Origin of the sequence: Comamonas guangdongensis, assembly GCF_041079535.1 — a bacterium.
In the GTDB taxonomy this organism is placed as follows: Bacteria; Pseudomonadota; Gammaproteobacteria; order Burkholderiales; family Burkholderiaceae_C; genus Comamonas; species Comamonas guangdongensis.
The window spans coordinates 79,907-95,227 of record NZ_JBFYGN010000013.1; the positions used below are offsets into that span (position 1 = coordinate 79,907).

16 protein-coding genes are annotated in these 15,321 nt (G+C 65.4%); 7 read left to right on the forward strand and 9 right to left on the reverse strand.

What is annotated here, in order from left to right; translation table 11 throughout:
• The first annotated feature begins 91 nt into the window (after positions 1-91).
• Positions 92-2,026, forward strand: a complete 1,935-nt coding sequence (locus tag AB6724_RS12905; RefSeq protein ID WP_369338930.1) for an ATP-binding protein — start codon at positions 92-94, stop codon at positions 2,024-2,026.
• Between the two features lie 52 nt (positions 2,027-2,078).
• Here the strand turns inward: AB6724_RS12905 and rlmB are convergent, their stop codons facing one another.
• The gene (rlmB, locus tag AB6724_RS12910; protein WP_369338931.1) at positions 2,079-2,849 is read right to left on the reverse strand and encodes a 23S rRNA (guanosine(2251)-2'-O)-methyltransferase RlmB; all 771 of its coding nucleotides are present in this window, start codon (positions 2,847-2,849) and stop codon (positions 2,079-2,081) included.
• A gap of 285 nt (positions 2,850-3,134) precedes the next feature.
• Between rlmB and sstT the strand changes: the two genes are divergently transcribed.
• Positions 3,135-4,367 (forward strand): serine/threonine transporter SstT, encoded by a 1,233-nt coding sequence (sstT, locus tag AB6724_RS12915; protein WP_369338932.1) that lies wholly within the window; start codon positions 3,135-3,137, stop codon positions 4,365-4,367.
• Between the two features lie 57 nt (positions 4,368-4,424).
• Here the strand turns inward: sstT and AB6724_RS12920 are convergent, their stop codons facing one another.
• Positions 4,425-5,105, reverse strand: coding sequence for an ABC transporter ATP-binding protein (locus AB6724_RS12920; RefSeq protein WP_369338933.1), 681 nt, complete (start codon positions 5,103-5,105; stop codon positions 4,425-4,427).
• Between AB6724_RS12920 and AB6724_RS12925 the strand changes: the two genes are divergently transcribed.
• Positions 5,104-5,814: an arylesterase gene (locus AB6724_RS12925; RefSeq protein ID WP_369338934.1), complete on the forward strand. Its 711-nt coding sequence runs from the start codon at positions 5,104-5,106 to the stop codon at positions 5,812-5,814. The two genes, AB6724_RS12920 and AB6724_RS12925, sit on opposite strands and share 2 nt — an antisense overlap.
• Positions 5,815-5,887: 73 nt before the next feature.
• Here AB6724_RS12925 and AB6724_RS12930 read toward each other — a convergent pair whose 3' ends face one another.
• The 4 genes from AB6724_RS12930 to AB6724_RS12945 form a co-directional block, all read right to left on the reverse strand.
• Positions 5,888-6,040: a hypothetical protein gene (locus tag AB6724_RS12930; RefSeq protein ID WP_369338935.1), complete on the reverse strand. Its 153-nt coding sequence runs from the start codon at positions 6,038-6,040 to the stop codon at positions 5,888-5,890.
• The gene (locus tag AB6724_RS12935; RefSeq protein WP_369338936.1) at positions 6,033-6,830 is read right to left on the reverse strand and encodes a DUF2189 domain-containing protein; all 798 of its coding nucleotides are present in this window, start codon (positions 6,828-6,830) and stop codon (positions 6,033-6,035) included. The genes AB6724_RS12930 and AB6724_RS12935 overlap by 8 nt, the downstream gene beginning before the upstream one ends.
• Before the next feature lie 211 nt (positions 6,831-7,041).
• The gene (locus AB6724_RS12940) at positions 7,042-8,265 is read right to left on the reverse strand and encodes a PLP-dependent transferase (RefSeq protein ID WP_369338937.1); all 1,224 of its coding nucleotides are present in this window, start codon (positions 8,263-8,265) and stop codon (positions 7,042-7,044) included.
• 80 nt (positions 8,266-8,345) lie between these two features.
• Complete coding sequence (locus tag AB6724_RS12945; RefSeq protein WP_369338938.1) at positions 8,346-8,858, reverse strand: BON domain-containing protein; 513 nt, start codon at positions 8,856-8,858, stop codon at positions 8,346-8,348.
• 178 nt (positions 8,859-9,036) lie between these two features.
• Here AB6724_RS12945 and AB6724_RS12950 point away from each other — a divergent pair, with 178 nt between their 5' ends.
• The 4 genes from AB6724_RS12950 (at position 9,037) to AB6724_RS12965 (ending at position 13,266) form a co-directional block, all read left to right on the forward strand.
• The gene (locus AB6724_RS12950) at positions 9,037-10,719 is read left to right on the forward strand and encodes a SulP family inorganic anion transporter (protein ID WP_369338939.1); all 1,683 of its coding nucleotides are present in this window, start codon (positions 9,037-9,039) and stop codon (positions 10,717-10,719) included.
• A gap of 72 nt (positions 10,720-10,791) precedes the next feature.
• Positions 10,792-11,595, forward strand: a complete 804-nt coding sequence (locus tag AB6724_RS12955; RefSeq protein WP_369338940.1) for a GGDEF domain-containing protein — start codon at positions 10,792-10,794, stop codon at positions 11,593-11,595.
• Positions 11,592-12,446, forward strand: coding sequence for a MinD/ParA family protein (locus AB6724_RS12960; RefSeq protein WP_439329866.1), 855 nt, complete (start codon positions 11,592-11,594; stop codon positions 12,444-12,446). Before AB6724_RS12955 ends, AB6724_RS12960 begins: the two co-directional genes overlap by 4 nt.
• Positions 12,447-12,495: 49 nt before the next feature.
• Positions 12,496-13,266 carry a sulfurtransferase gene (locus tag AB6724_RS12965; RefSeq protein WP_369338964.1) on the forward strand — a complete coding sequence of 257 codons (771 nt, stop codon included), beginning with the start codon at positions 12,496-12,498 and terminating at the stop codon, positions 13,264-13,266.
• A gap of 115 nt (positions 13,267-13,381) precedes the next feature.
• Here AB6724_RS12965 and AB6724_RS12970 read toward each other — a convergent pair whose 3' ends face one another.
• The 3 genes from AB6724_RS12970 to AB6724_RS12980 all read right to left on the reverse strand — a co-directional run bounded on the left by AB6724_RS12970 (position 13,382) and on the right by AB6724_RS12980 (position 15,267).
• Positions 13,382-13,936, reverse strand: a complete 555-nt coding sequence (locus AB6724_RS12970; RefSeq protein WP_369338942.1) for a flavodoxin family protein — start codon at positions 13,934-13,936, stop codon at positions 13,382-13,384.
• A gap of 162 nt (positions 13,937-14,098) precedes the next feature.
• Positions 14,099-14,506, reverse strand: a complete 408-nt coding sequence (locus tag AB6724_RS12975; RefSeq protein ID WP_369338943.1) for a DoxX family protein — start codon at positions 14,504-14,506, stop codon at positions 14,099-14,101.
• Positions 14,507-14,565: 59 nt separating this feature from the next.
• A complete protein-coding gene (locus AB6724_RS12980) occupies positions 14,566-15,267 on the reverse strand; it encodes a pirin family protein (protein ID WP_369338944.1) in 702 nt (233 codons plus the stop codon).
• Between the last annotated feature and the right edge of the window lie 54 nt (positions 15,268-15,321).

Sequence of the window (15,321 nt, forward strand, 5' to 3'; positions counted from 1 at the left end):
TTCTTATTGGTAAGAGCACCTAATTCACTTTGCATCTCCGGCTGCAGAATGTCAGAGCCGGGAAAAACACCTCTTCACTGAGCCGCTGCAGATGACAGTATCCGAGCCTCTTCAAACCCTGAAACTAGCCATGGAGCATGCAGCGCTTCCCTGGGGGCTGCTCGGCCTGTCCCAGCTGCAGCTGAATTTTGCCAACAAGGCGCTGCAAGCGCATTTGCAGTCCTGTCGGCTGCCCCCCTCGCTGGGCTTGAGCCTGCACGGTCCGCTGCAGCAGGCCGTCGAGAACTGCCTCGCCAGCGACATGGAAACCACGGCCCGCCTGCCCGCCTGCCCCGGCATCTGGCATTTCACCCCGGTCATGGTCGAAGGCAAGGCCGCAGCCGTGCAATGCTATGTGCTGCCGGAGGCTGCGGCGCCCAGCGAAGGCCCGGCGTCTGGCCTCGAGCACAGCGACCGCTTCGAAGTCTTTCTGGACCACCTGCCCTATCAGGTCTGGATTGCCACGCCCCATGGCGAGGTCACCTGGCTGAACAAGGCTCTGACCCAGTATGCCTACAACCACAGCCGGCGCCTGGACCTCAGGGAAGGCATCTGGATAGACATCGTCCATCCCGACGATCTGGCCAGCGTCAACGCCGGCCTGTCGCGTGCCCTGATTACCGAGAAACCCACCCGCTACCGGCTGCGCATCAAAAGCCATGGCGGACCCTATCACTGGTTTTTTGCCACGCTGGCACCGGTCAAGAACCGCGAGGGACAGACCCAGTACTGGGTGGGAGCCAATATCGGCATCGACGGCATCAAACAGGCCGAGGACCAGTTCCGCGACCAGATCGCCACGCTCAAACATCAGCTCAAGCGCGGCCACCAGGAGCTGGATCAGGCCCGTGCCGCCCTGGCTCAGCTGCAAAAGCTGGACATGGTCTCCAAGCTGTCCGCCGGCGTCGCGCACGATCTGAACAATCTGCTGTTCATCACCGGCCTGCATGCCGGCCTGCTGGAGAAAAAGCTCCACGAACCCGAGCACCGCGAGCATGTGGAAGTCATCCACGACACCATCAAGAAGGCCGGCCGCCTGGCCTCCCAGCTCACGGGCTTCAGCAGCCGCAAGCCCATGGAGCTCAGCGCTGCCGACCCGGGCCAGCTGGTGCGCGATATCGAGCAGCTGCTGCGCAACGCCGTGGGCGCCGAGGCGGAGTTTCAGCTCCACATGGCGACAGGCCTCTGGCCCATCAATGTGGATCGCATGTTTTTCGAGAACTCGCTGATCAATCTCTGCATCAATGCGCGCGACGCCGTCAACGGCAGAGGCCATATCCGCGTGAGCGTGGAAAACGCACTGCTCAATCACGGCGGCCACCCGGGTGAGCATGTGATGATCAGCGTCAGCGATGACGGCGTGGGCATGGACGAGAGCGTGCGCGCGCGGATTTTCGAGATGTTCTTCACCACCAAGCCCGACGGCAAGGGCGCGGGCCTGGGCCTGCCCATGGTGAAGAATTTCATGGACCATGCCAAGGGACTGATCGAAGTCGAGTCCACCAGGGGCCGGGGCAGCTGTTTCAGGCTGTACTTTCCGCGCGCCGAGCCAAGCTCGGCCGCCAAGCCCCCGGTGCAGGCCGTCGCCGAGGGCGAGCAGCAGACCATCTTGCTCATAGAGAACAATCTGGACATGCGCAACGCCATGGCCATGGTGCTCTATGAACTCGGCTACCAGGTGGCCACCGCCTACAAGCCCGAAGTGGCTCTGCGCTATATCAACAGCGGCCTCAGGGTGGATCTCATCATCGCCACGGCCAGGATGCCGGGCCAGCTCTCGGCCATGGAAATGCACCGGCAGCTCAAAGCCGAGCAGGTGGACATCCCCTTGCTGCTGACCACGGGCCGCAACTGCGAGCAGGCCGCGGACCTGGACAGCAGCGAATACACCGTGCTTTTCAAGCCCGTGTCCATGCCCGACCTGGCCCAGGCCGTGCACGACCTGCTGCACCGGGACCCTGCCGCCACCCAGTCGCTGCACCAGTAAAAAAGGCGCGCCCGCATCTGCGGCCGCGCCTTGGTGGACGGTCGCCGAAAAATCAGGCCTTGATCGCAACCCCTGCGGCCAGGCGCTGGCGCAAAGCCTCGTACAGGCAGACACCGCTGGCCACGGACACGTTCAGGCTCTCCACCGCACCCTGCATGGGGATGCTGACCAGCGCATCGCAGGTCTTGCGCGTGAGCTGGCGCATGCCATCGCCCTCGGCGCCCAGCACCAGGGCCGTGGGGCCGCTCAGGTCCACCTGATAGAGATGCTGCTCGGCATCGCCGCTGGTGCCTATGATCCAGATATTGCGCTCCTTGAGCTCCTTGAGCGTGCGCGCCAGATTGGTCACCATGAAATAAGGCACGGTCTCGGCCGCGCCGCTGGCCACCTTGGCCACGGTGGCATTGATGCCGGCCGCGTGGTCCTTGGGCGCGATCACCGCGTGCACGCCGGCACCGTCGGCCACACGCAGGCAGGCGCCCAGATTGTGCGGGTCGGTCACGCCATCGAGCACCAGCAGCAGCGGCGCTTTGACGCCTTCGGCCTCCAGGTCGTCGAGCAACTCGTCGAGCGTGCGGTTGTCCTTGACCTCTTCGACGCGCGCGGCCACGCCCTGGTGGCCATGAGAGCCCGCGAGCTTGGCGATGCGCATGGCATCCGCCTCGATCAGGCGCACCCCGGCTTCCTTGGCACGCTCCAGGAACTGGCGCATGCGCGCATCGCGGCGCGTGGCCTCGAAATAAACCTCGATGATGGACTTGGGGGCGGTTTTCAGACGCACGCCGACGGCGTGAAAGCCGAAAAGAACTTTGGGGGACGACATGGGGCCGCATTATCCCGGGCTTTTCACCGCAGCCGGGGCGCAGCGGACCAAGCCAGGGCTGGCGACTGTGTTTTTACGTTGCCGCTACACTGCGCCACCTTGGGACGGACTGCGGCTCATGCTGGCCCGCACTGCTCCTTCATGCACGGCCGGTCTTTGCACGAGAGCTGCCGCCGCCCCACCGAACCCATACCGCGAACACAGCCGCCCCGGCTCCAAGCCGATGCCCCGGGGAGCGCCAGCCCGTTCGCCTCCATCCCATCGCACAACAAACGTTTTCCTAGCATGCTCAAAGCTTTGCTTGATTGGCTCAACCGCACCAGCCTGGTGCTGCAAATCGTGATTGCCCTGGTACTGGGCGGCCTCGTCGCCTGGCTCTGGCCGGCGGCTGCCGAGCCGGCCTCGTTGCTGGGCACGCTGTTCATCTCCGCCCTCAAGGCCGTGGCACCCGTGCTGGTGTTCCTGCTGGTCATCGCCGCCATCAGCAACCACCGCCCGGGCCAGGAAACCCAGATCAAGCCCGTGATCTGGCTGTATGCCGTGGGCACGCTGGCTGCGGCCTGCGTGGGCGTGGCGGCCAGCATGCTGTTTCCCTCGGTGATCCACTTCCGTGAAGCGCCCGCGGCCCAGGGCGTGCCCGGAGAAATCGGCCAGGTGCTGATGAATGTGATCAAGAGCGCGGTGGACAATCCCGTGAATGCGCTGGTGCAGGCCAATTACATCGGCATTCTGGCCTGGGCCATCGCCCTGGGCATTGCGCTGCGCCATGCCAGCCCGGGCACCCGCACCATGCTGGACGACCTGGGCCAGGCCATCACCGGCGTAATCCAGGGCGTGATCCGTCTCGCGCCCTTCGGCATCTTCGGCCTCGTGGTGGCGACCTTCTCCGCGGCCGGCCTGGATGCGCTTCAGGACTATGCACACCTGCTGGTGGTCCTGGTGGGCTGCATGCTGTTCGTGGCGCTGGTGGTCAATCCCGCCATCGTCTGGACCCAGACCCGCCGCAACCCCTACCCGCTGGTGCTGACCTGCCTGCGCGAAAGCGCCGTCACGGCCTTCTTCACACGCAGCTCGGCCGCCAATATCCCCGTGAATCTGGCACTGGCCAAAAAGCTGGAGCTGGACGAGGACACCTACAGCATCTCCATTCCGCTGGGCGCCACCATCAATATGGCGGGCGCGGCCATCACCATCAGCGTGCTGTCGCTAGCGGCCGCCCACACGCTGGGCGTGGCGGTGGATGTGCCCACGGCCATCCTGCTGTGCGTGGTGGCTTCGGTCTGCGCCTGCGGCGCCTCGGGCGTGGCAGGAGGATCGCTGCTGCTGATCCCGCTGGCCTGCAGCCTGTTCGGCGTCTCCAACGATGTGGCCATGCAGGTGGTCGGCGTGGGCTATGTGATTGGCGTGATCCAGGACTCGACCGAAACCGCGCTCAACTCCTCCACCGATGTGTTGTTCACGGCCGCCGCCTGCCGCTCGGCCCAGCGCAAGGCCGGCAAGATCGTGCCCGCCATCTGAAGCAGTTATCTGCCGGTACCGCAACAAAGGCCTGCCCCATGCAGGCCTTTGCGTTTTTCAGGCCACGCACCCGGCCTCGATGGTGATGCTGCGATCGCACTGGGCGGCGATATTGCGGTCGTGCGTGACCAGGATCAGCGTCGTGCCGCGCTCACGGTTCAACTCGAACATCAGCTCCATGATGGTCTGCCCCGTGGCGAAGTCCAGGCTGCCCGTGGGCTCGTCCGCCAGCAGCGCCGCGGGCTCCACCACAAAGGCGCGCGCCAGGGCCACGCGCTGCTGCTCCCCGCCCGAGAGCAGCTTGGGATAATGGCCCAGGCGCTGCCCCAGGCCCACGCGCTCTAGCATCTGCGTGGCGCGCAGGCGCGCATCGCGGGCACCGGCAAGCTCCAGCGGCAACATCACGTTCTCCAGCGCCGTGAGATTGCCCAGCAGCTGGAAGCTCTGGAACACAAAGCCCATCTTCTGCGCCCGCATGGCCGCGCGCTCGTCCTCGCTGAGCGCAAACAGATCCTGGCCCTGCAGGCGGACCGTGCCACGACTGGGGGTATCGAGCCCCGCCAGAATCGACAGCAAAGTGCTTTTGCCCGAACCCGACGCGCCCACAATGGCAACCGCTTCGCCTTCGGCAAAACTCAGGTTGATATCCCGCAAAATATCCAGCACTCCCGTGGAGTCGCTGACCGATTTCGACAACTGCTCTACGGCAATCAAAGGAATGGCAAGAGTTTCTGACATGAATAAGTTGGACAGCAAAAACGTCAAAGGCCGCAGCCCGAGCTTTGCGCTGCAGCGCCGCCACTGTATCGCGCTTGCCCTGGCTCTGGGAATTGCGGGGACATGCGGCCAGGCCGCAGCCTCCGCTCAGGCCAGGCCCGCCCAGCCCCCGCAGGGTCCGGTGCTGGTGCTGGGTGACTCGCTGAGCGCCGAGTACGGCCTCACGCGCGGCAAGGGCTGGGTTCAACTGCTGCAGCAGCGCCTCGAAGCCGACAAGAGCCCGCGCAAGGTGGTCAACGCCAGCATCAGCGGCGAAACCACGGCCGGCGGCAAAGCGCGCCTGACCGCGCTGCTGGCACAGCACCAGCCCTCGGTCCTGATTCTGGAGCTGGGCGGCAACGATGCCCTGCGCGGCCTGGCGCTGCAGAGCACGCAGCACAATCTGGAAGCCATGGTCAAGGCGGCCCGGGAGGCGCAGGCCCGGGTGCTGCTGGTCGGCATGCAGGTGCCGCCCAACTACGGCGCCGCATATACCGAGCAGTTCGCCGAGATGTTCCAGAAAATCGCCGACGCGCAGAAGCTGCCGCTGGTGCCGTTTCTGCTCGCCGGCATTGGCGATGCGCCCAATGCCGAGCAATGGTTCCAGAACGACCGCATCCACCCCAATGCCAAGGCCCAGCCGCAGATGCTGGGCAATGTCTGGCCCAAGCTCAAGCCTCTGCTGAAGTAAGCCTCAGCCGCTGCGGCCGGGTCCTTGGGCAGGCTCGCCGCCAGGCTCTTGCGCCTCGTCGAAATAGCTGTCGTCAAAGACGATTGCTGCCATCGGCTCGGCGGCTGGGCGAGGTCCAGGCCAGCAGGGAATCCCGACCTTTCTCGCCCTCTTCGGACTCGGGGCCCAGCAGCTGGCCCAGCCAGCTCCATGGCGTCATGGCGGCCTCGCTCTGCTTCTCAATCACCGCTCTCCCGGGCCTCGCCGTCCACGCTGGCACGGTAGGCGTGCCAGCTGGCGCAGCCCAGCAGCGGCCCCACCAGAATCAGGCCCGCGCCATAGAGCAGCAGCGACGCCGTCACCAGCACGGTGATGATGCAGCCCCACAACCCCATCACCCCCAGGTTCGCGCCCACCACGCGCATGCTGGTGATGCAGGCGGTCAGCGCATCGGTGTCGCGATCCAGAATCGTGGGCAGGGCCACCACGGTGCAGGCGAACACCAGCGCGGCAAACACGCCGCCGACGGCGACATAGGCCAGCAGGAATTCCCAGTTCTCGGGCCGCAGCACGGTCTGCAGCATGCCGGCCGTGCTCGGCATGCCTGTGTCGAACGAGACCGCAAACACCACCAGGGCGGCGCGGCCCCAGAGCATCTCCAGCACCATCAGCACCATGACCAGCATGCCCATGCTGGACAGATGCGCATCCCAGCAGGTCAGCGATGCCGCCAGGCTGGGCCTGTGCCCCTGCTCCAGACGCTTGCTCACCTCATACAGACCCATGGTCATGAACGGTCCCACCAGCAGGCAGCCGCTGGCCATGGACATCACATATTCGGGGCTGGCGCGAAACACCCAGCCCATGAGCAGCGCCATGCCCCAGAAGCACAGGCCGTAGAACAGCGCGATGCCGGGCGCCCGTCCCACGTCGCGCAGGCCTCGGGCCAGCCACAGCCAGGGCTGGGTCCAGCGCAGCTGCCGGATCTGCAGATTGCCCGACTCGGCCTTGACCTCGGAAACAGGGGATGCTTGCATGCGAGAACCTCCTTGCTGTTCCGGCGCGCTGCCGCGCCCATGGTCACAAGTTACTCCCGCCCATCGTCATCCGTACTGCGGAAAGCCCGCATACAGCACCGCGCACGCCATGCATTCGTGAGCCCTCGGCGCCGGCACGGGCTTGATGAGCAGCTTCACCTGCCATCAAGCCTTTGACTGGAAAGCGCAGTGCGCTTTCAAATAAATAGCATCAGCCGAATGCCTTGGCCATGGCCTGGGCCAGATCGGCCTGCAGATCGGCCACGTCTTCAAGGCCTATGGCAAGGCGCACCACCGTGCCCGGCCGGATCTGCGGCGTGGCGCAGCTACGCATCGAGTGCAGCTCGTAGGGCACGACCAGGCTGACGGGGCCACCCCAGCTGTAGCCTAGCTTGAACAGGCGCAGGCTGTCGCAGAAGCAATCCACCGCGGCCTGGTCGAAACCGGCGTCGATCACCACGCTGAACAGGCCTGCGGCCACGCCGCCGGGGTTCTGCTCGCTAGCGCACAGCTGCTTCCAGTGCGCATGGCCGGGGGCCTCCGCCATGGCCGGATGCAGCACCTGGGCCACAGCGGCCTGGGTCCCCAACCACTGCGCCAGCTGGCGCGCCGCACGATCCTGGGCGTGATAGCGCAGGCCGATGCTGGGCAGGCTGCGCAGCACGGCTTCGGCATCGTTGGCGCCCACGCCCAGGCCCAGGCGCATATGGGCGAGCTTGATGCGCATATGCAGCGGCTGGCTGCGCGTGACGATGCTGCCCATCAGCACATCGCCACCGCCGCTGGGGTACTTGGTCAGCGCATGCGCGCTCACGTCCACGCCCAGGCTGCCGTCGCCGAGCAGGTCGAAGGCGCTGAAGGCCAGACCCGCGCCCCAGGTGTTGTCCAGCACCGTGGTCACGCCTTTGTCGCGGCACAGGCGCACCTGGGCGATCAGGTCCGGGAACTCCATGGTGACCGAGCCCGGTGCCTCCAGCCACACCAGCTTGGTCAGCGGCGTGATCTTGGCGGCCAGATCCTCGAGGTTCATGGGATCGTAGTACTGGTGGCTGATGCCGAAGTGGGCCAGCTCGCCCTCGGCCAGCGTCTTGTTGGGGCCATAGACGTTGTCGGGGATCAGCACCTCGTCGCCGGTCCTGAGCAGCGCCAGCGACACCGTGGCGATCGCCGCCAGCCCGCTGGGCACCAGCAGGCACTGCTGCCCGCCCTCCAGGGTTGCCAGCCGCTCCTCCAGGATATAGGTGGTGGGCGTGCCGTGCAGGCCGTAGGTGTAGCTGCTCTTGTCCAGCCAGCGGCGCTGGCGCATGGCCTGGACGTTCTCGAAGAACACGGTCGAGGCCTTGTGCACCGCGGGCTGCGGGCCCGCGAAGTCCGCGGGTGCCTGGTAGGCGTGATGGATCAGGTGGGTGGAGATCTTGGGGTCGGCTTGGGTCATGGCTGAATCTTAGCTTTCATGCGGGCGCAAAAAAGCCAGAGGGCTTGCGCGCTCCGGCTGGCGAGCGGGGTCCAGGCAGGCTAACCGGCCTTGACGCTCAGATGGTTGCTGACCGAAACCACGCCCTTGACGGCCTTGGCGATCTCTGTGGCCTTGGTCTTGAGCGCTTCGGAGGGGACGGTGCCGGTCAGCGTCACGACCCCGGCCTTGGTCTCCACATCGATGCGCAAAGCGCTGATCTCGGAGGCCTTGAACAGATCGGTCTTGACCTGGGCCGTGATGCCCGCATCATCGAGGGCCGCACCGGCCTTGGCCGCGCCCTCTTCCATCTTGGCGCTGGCCATGTCGGCCGCGCTGACGATCTTCTCGCCGGCCCTGTCCAGAGCTGTCGCGGTGGCGTCGCCGGCCTTGACGGCGCTGTCTTCGAGTTGGCTGCCGGCCTTCTCGGCCGCATGCTGGGTGTGCGAGATCGCGGAGTCGAGCTTCTGGCCGGCCGTCTTGCCGTCGTCCGCCTTGTCGCAGGCCGCCAGGCCAAAGGCCAGCGCCGTCACGGCCAGGACATGCACGGAACGCGTGAGTACGATGGACGTCATCTTCTGGCTTCTCCTTTTGTGCTTATACAAAAACCGGAAACTAGAGTATATAAGTGCCCCTGCTGGCGGCAACAGCCCGCAGCCATCCGTAGTAAAAGCCCAAGGCTTGGCCGCTTTGCCCGCCCATATCCTGCGCGGACCGCCGGCAAGCCCGTCCAGTTCCCCGACAATCATCTCCATGCACTCCCTGGCTCGCTGGTTTCCGTTTCTCAATTGGCCCAAACCCACGTTGGCGCTGCTGCGCGGCGAGCTCTGGGCCGGGCTTACCGTGGGGCTGATGCTGCTGCCCCAGGGGGTGGCCTATGCGGCACTCGCGGGCATGCCGCTGATCACGGGGATTTACGCCTCCATCGTGCCAGCGACCGTGGCCATTCTGTTCAGCCCCTCGCCGCGCCTGGGCGTAGGCCCCACGGCCTTGAGCGCGCTGCTAATAGGCGCTTCGCTGACCGGCATGGCCGAGCCCGGCTCGGCCCAGTGGGTCGCGCTGGCGGCCTGGATGGCGATTCTCGCGGGCCTGCTGCAGTGGGTCCTGGGCCTGGTGCGCGCGGGCTGGCTGCTCAATCTGGTCACCTCGCCCGTGCTCGCCGGCTTCACACAGGCAGCCGCCCTGCTGATCCTGGCCTCGCAGCTGCCCACGCTGCTGGGCATGCGTGCCGACTGGTCCACGGTCTGGCATTCGCCCTCGCTGTATCTGTTTGACTGGAACTCGATCGCCTATGGCCTGGGCAGCATGGCCTTGCTGATGCTGGCCAAGAAGTGGCGCCCGGCCTTTCCCTCGGCCATCTTCATCATCGCGCTCACGGGCCTGGTGAGCTGGGCCACGGGCTTTGCCGACTCGGGCGGCGCCGTGGTCGGCCATCTGCCCGCGGGGCTGCCGCACTTTCAATGGCCGGGCATGCTGGGCTGGGAGGACTTCGGTGCGCTGGTCATGCCGGTGCTGGTGATTTCCCTGGTCAGCTTTCTGGAAACCGCCTCCAGCGCACAGGTCGAGCACCAGCAGGCGGGCACGCGCTGGAACGAGAACCAGGACCTGATCGCCCAGGGACTGTCCAAGCTCAGTGCCGGCCTGTTCGGCAGCTTTGCCACCAGCGCCTCCTTCTCGCGCTCGGCCGTGAACCTGCTGGCGGGCGCCAAGACCGGCTACTCGAATGTGTTCTCCATCCTGCTGGTGATCGCCGTGGTGCTGTGGTTCATTCCCTGGCTCTACCATGTGCCGCAGGCGGCGCTGGCCGCCATCGTGATCACGGCGGTGCTGAATCTGGTCAAGCCCAAACTCATACTGGGCCTGTTCAAGATCTCGCGTGTCGAAGGCTGCATCAGCGTGACCACCCTGATCCTGACCATTCTGAGCGCGCCGCGCATGTACTGGGGCGTGTTTGCGGGCCTGGCGCTGAACCAGGCCTACTTCCTCTACCAGCATCTGCACCCGCGCATCATCGAGGTCGGGCTGCACCCTGACGGCAGCCTGCGCAGCCGCCAGCTCTGGCAGCTGCCGCCGCTGGCGCCCAAGCTGATTGCGCTGCGCATGGACGCGGACATGGACTTCGCCACGGCCTCGGCCCTGGAGCGCTACGCCACCGAGGCCTTGCAGCAGCATCCCGGGGACACGGACATCGCGCTGCTCATGCAGTCCATCAACAACATCGACATCACCGGCGTGGAGACCTTTGCGCGGCTGGAGCGCATGGTCTCGCTGCGGGGCGGAACCCTGCATGTGATCGGCCTGAAACTGCCTGCCGAGCAACGCCTGCACCGCGCGGGCCTGCTGGAGCGCATGGGCTCCATCGTCAAGCTCTACCGCACCAGCGAGGAGTTCCTGGCGCAGCTGCGGCGGCAGACCGGGGACAAACCCGTGCCATAGCGGCCTAATAGACAGGCACTTACAAAGTTAGGCGGCCGACTGCTACACTTGATTCATATTCAGTAGCCAGTCGTGACCTCCTCCGCCCCTCATCAATCCGTGTTTCTGCGCGAACTGCGCCTGGCCACCGCTCACAATCTGGTGACCCGTGCAGGAGGCGGCGAGATCCGCTTGCCCACAGACACCCCCACCCAGTACCTGCAGGCCCTGATTGATGGCCTGTGTGCACTGTCGCTGCGCGACCCGCTGACCGGACTGGCCAATCGCCGGCATTTCCGCGCCGTGATCGAGCGCGAGATCGACCGCGTGGCCCGCTCCGGCGACGCGGCCTTGCTGCTGATGCTGGATATCGACCACTTCAAGCAGATCAATGACGAGCACGGCCACATCGCGGGCGATATGGTGCTGCAGTCCGTGGCCCGGACGCTGACCCAGGGCATCCGCCCCATGGACACGCTGGCCCGCTACGGCGGCGAGGAATTCGCCATCGTGCTGCCCGTCTGCCCCGAGCACTTCGGCTATCTGGTGGCCGAGCGCCTGCGCCAGGCCATCGAAAGCACGCCCATCCACATTTCCCCCGGCCAGTCGCTGAACGTGACGGTCAGCATTGGCGGGGTCTATGCGCTGCAGTGGATTCGCAGCACCGCCCAGCTGTGGACCGAGCGCGCCGACCGCCAGCTCTATCTGGCCAAATCCGCGGGCCGCAACTGCGTGCGCCTCGAGGCGCCACCCGACAGTACCGTGAGTGCCGAGGAAAAAAGCCTTCTTTTCAGCCCTTTGCAACCCGTCCCGTTTGAGGAAAATGGCTCCGAGAACAATACCGCACCTGACGTGAATATCGACGCCGCAAGCCAGGTCGTAACTCCCCTGAGATGATGGACACCTTGGCCCCTCTCCCCACCCTACCCGCTCACATTTCCATGGAAGATGCCTTGCGGGCGCCTGGCCGCAGCAAGCAGGCCCACATCATTGCCATCACCAGCGGCAAGGGCGGCGTGGGCAAGACGTTTGTCTCTGCCAATCTGGCCGCGGCCCTCACGCGCCATGGCTTCAACGTGCTGGTGCTGGACGCGGACCTGGGTCTGGCCAATCTGGACGTGGTGCTCAACCTCTATCCCAAGGTCACGCTGCATGACGTGTTCACGGGCCGCGCTTCGCTGGAAGAGGCGGTGCTGCCCACGCCCGGCGGCTACTCGGTGCTGCTGGCCGGCTCGGGCATGATCGAGTATTCGCGCCTGACGCCCGAAATCCGGGCCCAGTTCATGCGCACCATGGAAACGCTGCGCCCGCGCTACGACATCATCCTGCTCGACACCGGCGCCGGCATCTCGGACGTGGTGCTGTTTTCCGTCTCCATGGCCACCGAGGTGCTGGTGGTCGCCACGCCCGAGCCCACCTCGCTGACCGATGCCTACGCGGCCATCAAGGTGCTGGCCAAACAGCAAAAGCGCGAGCAGATCCGCCTGGTCATCAACCAGGCCCAGCGCCCCGGCGACGGCCGCGCCATCACCGGCCAGCTGCAGCAGGTGCTCAACCGCTTTGTGACCACGGAGTCGGGCCAGCCGCTGCAGCTCACGCATTGGGGCGATATCCCGCTGGACCCCGCGGTGCGCGAGGCCGTGATGCGCCGCCAGCTACTGCTGCAATCCATGCCCGGAGCGCCCGCATCGCTGGCAGTGGCACAGCTGTCCAATAAAATCAAGGCCGCGCTTGCGGCCTCGGTCTAAGCCCGTCACCCCGGCGGAGCGGCCTGAGGGCCGTGCCCCCTATACCGACGTGGCCGACATACTCAACATCTCCTGCTACAAATTCATCTCCCTGCCCGATGCCGCCCAGCTGCGCGAGACGCTGCTGGAACGCGCGACTGCGCTGGCACTCAAGGGCACGGTGCTGCTGGCCGAAGAAGGCATCAACTTCTTTCTCGCCGGCCCCGCCCAGGCCGTGCGCAGCTTCGTGGACGCCCTGCGCCAGGACCCGCGCTTTGCCGATCTGAACCCCAAGGAAAGCTGGTCGGCCGCCGTGCCGTTCCGCAAGATGCTGGTCAAGGTCAAGCGCGAGATCATCCGCATGGACCACCCCTCGATCCGTCCCGCCAGCGGGCGCGCGCCCTCGGTCAGCCCAGCCACGCTGCGCCGCTGGCTGGAGCAAGGCCATGACGATGCGGGCCGCGAAGTGGTGACGCTGGACACGCGCAACGACTACGAAGTGGACGAAGGCGCGTTCGCCGCCGCCGTGGACTGGCGCCTGACCAAGTTCACCGAGTTCCCGCCCGCGCTGCGCGCGCACAAGGCCGAGTTTGCAGGCAAGACCGTGGTCAGCTACTGCACGGGCGGCATACGCTGCGAAAAAGCCGCCATCCTCATGCAGGATGAAGGCATAGAGCATGTCTACCAGCTCGAAGGCGGCATCCTCAAGTACTTCGAGGAAACCGACGGCAAGTTCTACAACGGCGGCTGCTTTGTGTTCGACGAGCGCGACTCGCTGAGCACCGACCTCGAGCGCACGACCCTGGTCCACCCGCGTCCCGTCAAAAAACACCTGCTCTAGATCGGCCCGCCCACAAAAAGCAAAGCAGCCAGCGCTCGCCACGCAAGGATTTCAAATGGAAATTCATCTGAAATCGAAGCACAGCAGGCGCAGGCCGCTCCTGATGGAATAGTGTTTACTTGACCCAGCGCGCCGCCGTCCTGGCCACGCGCTCGCCGAACTGGCGCGCCGTTTCCAGATCGCCGGCCAGCATCTCGGCCACCGAGGCATCGGAGGGCGTCTGGGCCATGGCGCCCGAGCAGGCCCCCATCCAGTTCACGTCGTTGCGCTGCGCGGCCTTGGTATTGGACGGCAGCATGCCCAGCCCCACCCAGATGCCGCTGTGCTGCATGGCCAGGTGGTAGAGATAGTCGAGCGTGCCCTGCTTGTCGCCCTGCACGCCGGCACTGTTGGTGAAGCCCGCGAACAGCTTGTCCTTCCAGCTCTGGGAAAACCAGGCCTTGGACGAGGCATCGGCAAAGCGCTTGAACTGCCAGCTCGGTCCGCCCATATAGGTGGGAGCCCCCATCACGATGGCGTCGGCGCCGGCCAGCAGCTGCCAGCCGCCCTCGGGCAGATTGCCGTCGGCATCGATGGCCAGCAGCTGGGCGGCCGCGCCCTGCGCCACGGCCTGCGCCATGCGCTGGGTATGCCCGTATCCCGAGTGATAGACGACCACGATATTGCTCATGAATTCTTCCTTGGTATGTTGCTGAAGCGGCGCCGCGCTTCGGGCGCGCCTTCCCATGCAGGCCCCAATCGAAAGCCCGCCGGATTTGCATCCGGCGGGCCTTGTGTGGCTAGGCGCAGTAGCCTATCAAATTTATAGCAGGCTGCGCGCCTGAAATCCGCGTTATGCCTTGCGTCCGTCCACGCTCCAGGCACCGGCGCCATGTGCGGCGTAGCCCAGCAGACCGCCCACCACGGCGATGTTCTTCCAGAACAGCAGCTGCTGCACCATGGCCGCATCGGCGGGCACGCTCCAGAAGTTGTGGAAGAAGAAGCTGGCCACCAGGGTGAAGAAGCCCAGGATCAGGGCCACGCAGCGGGTCTTCCAGCCCAGCAGGATGGCCAGGCCGCCCACGATTTCGATCACCAGACCGACGGCCACCGCGATCTGCGGCAAAGGCATGTGCGCCGCTGCGGCATAGCCCACGGAGCCGGCAAAGCCGGTGAGTTTCTGTATGCCGGCAGGCAGGAACAGCAGTGCGATCAGCACGCGGCCCAGCAGATCCAGCGGATTTTTGCATTGATTCAACATTTTTCGCTCCCATAGTTGCGGCCCGATGCCGCGTTCACTCAGCAATGCAGTCCCGGCTCTCAGGGCTGCAGATCAAACACCAGCACTTCCGCACCCTGGCCATGGCCAAGGACCAGACGCGCTTCATTTTCAATAAGCGCGGCATCGCCGCCTGTCAGCTTTTGTCCATTCACCTCCAGTTCGCCGCGCACCAGGTGCACATAGGTCTTGCGGCCCGCGGGCAAGGGCAGATCGGCAGCTTCCGCCCCATCGAACAGGCCCGCATACAGGCGCGCATCGGCATTCATGGGAACCGAGCCCTCAGCCCCATCGGGCGACGCCACCAGGCGCAGGCGCCCGCGCTTTTCCGCTTCGGGAAAGGCTTTTTGCGCATAGCCGGGCTCGATGCCGGTGCGGTCCGGCAGCACCCAGATCTGCAGAAAATGCGTGGTCTGGCCCTGCGCATGGTTGTGCTCGCTGTGCACCACGCCCGAGCCTGCGCTCATGCGCTGCACCTCGCCGGGGACTATGGTCTGCTCGTTGCCCATGCTGTCCTTGTGCGAGAGGCCGCCCTCGAGCACATAGCTGATGATCTCCATGTCGCGGTGGCCGTGGGCGCCAAAGCCGGTACCCGGTGCAATGCGGTCCTCGTTGATCACGCGCAGATTGCCGAAGCCCATGTGGCGCGGGTCGTAGTAGCCGGCAAACGAGAAGCTGTGAAACGATTTGAGCCAACCGTGATCGGCATAGCCACGCTCCTGGGATTTGCGCAAAGTCATCATGTTGAGTTCCTTTCGTTCGGTGATTTGTCTCTATGCCTCTACTGTAGAAGTTCG